Here is a 1372-nt window from a genome sequence, read left to right as displayed (position 1 = left end):
AATTTTAGATTCTTATAATTTCTATTTTAAATATATTTTATAGGAATTTTAAAATAACTAGGTTATGCAAGAAGTCTATTATCAAAATTAACTTCATCAGTTTGTGAACGACCACTTTCTTTTAAAGTCATATTTGTTAAGGAACCAAAATTCTGATTACATGAATATTTTCCCGCAGATAAATTAACATTTCTATTAGGAATAAAATTTTCTATTTCAGGTGGTCCACATTCAACTTGTAAATTATTAAGATTACTTATTTCTATTATTTTATAAGAACTAATAAATTTATCTATACTTTGAATTGTGGGGTCAATTTGTTTTAAATCAATTTCAACCTCATAATAAGCATCCTTAAATTCATCAGAAAATATATTATTATAATAACCAGAATTATTTTTTCATTTACATTGTGCTGGTGCAGTAATTTTAGTTATTAATGGTATTACTACATCAGAAGGCATAATATCTTTGGTATAAGGTTTATAGTTATATGGTACTGGTGGTAAGACATACTGTGGGTAATTAAATGTTGGTATTTCATAGTCATGTGGAAGTAAGAAACTAGTTTTATAATTAGTTGTCATATCGCGTAAATAATTATTTAATGTACTTTTTGTTTTACCTCTGAAAATTCATACTGATAAGCGTAAGTAATCTTCTTCATTATTGGTATATGGGTTATCAGCATAAAAGATAATTTCAAAATTACCTTTATATAAAGCTTGGATTGAAAACATATCAATAATATAACTACAATTTGTTCCATCAGGTGTTTGTAAGAATTCGCAATTATTATCTTTTTCACTATCACTAACTGGTGTTTGAGCATCTATTGCTTTGGTTTGTTCATTAATTAAATAAACTCGGTTAGTTTTTTCATTTAATTGTTTTAAATTATAAGTTGAATAAACTAATTCTTCTGTTGGTTTACCATCTTTATTTAAAACACTACCTTTTAATTTATCAGTTAATAAAGTAGTAAAACCTAAACTAGTAGCATTTGCTCCAATCATAGCACCAACTTTATCATTTCCTTGTTCTCTAAATATTTCAAATGGTAAATAACCTTTACCTTTTGAGTTTTCAGACCAAAAAGCATCATTATAGAAACTATAAACACTAGAACTCATAAAACCATTAAGAAATTGAAAATTAGGTCAAGTTTTTTCGTTTTGATTAATTACTCAACCCCAGGGAATACCAAATGAAATAAAGTTTAAGAACTTACCAACTCCGCCCGGTATCGTAAAAGGATTAAAAACTAATTTTTGTGTATAGTTTAAAGGTAATACTGTAATTTGGCGATTAATAAAATTATTCATATTTAAAATATCTCAAACATTACATTTACCCATTTTATTATATTCAA

General features: G+C 25.6%; 1 protein-coding gene. It reads right to left on the bottom strand.

Features of this window, described 5'->3' with window-relative positions; all coding sequences use genetic code 4:
- Positions 1 to 62: 62 nt before the first annotated feature.
- Positions 63 to 1372 (bottom strand): hypothetical protein (locus EHU54_RS05830; RefSeq protein WP_400249454.1); only part of this gene is annotated, 1310 nt, incomplete at its 5' end.

The sequence above is a fragment of the Spiroplasma sp. ald genome, assembly GCF_044714355.1.
Lineage (GTDB): Bacteria > Bacillota_I > Bacilli_A > Mycoplasmatales > Mycoplasmataceae > Spiroplasma > Spiroplasma phoeniceum.
The sequence above is the reverse complement of the archived record's forward strand: the minus strand, read 5'-3'. Positions and strand labels throughout refer to the sequence as shown.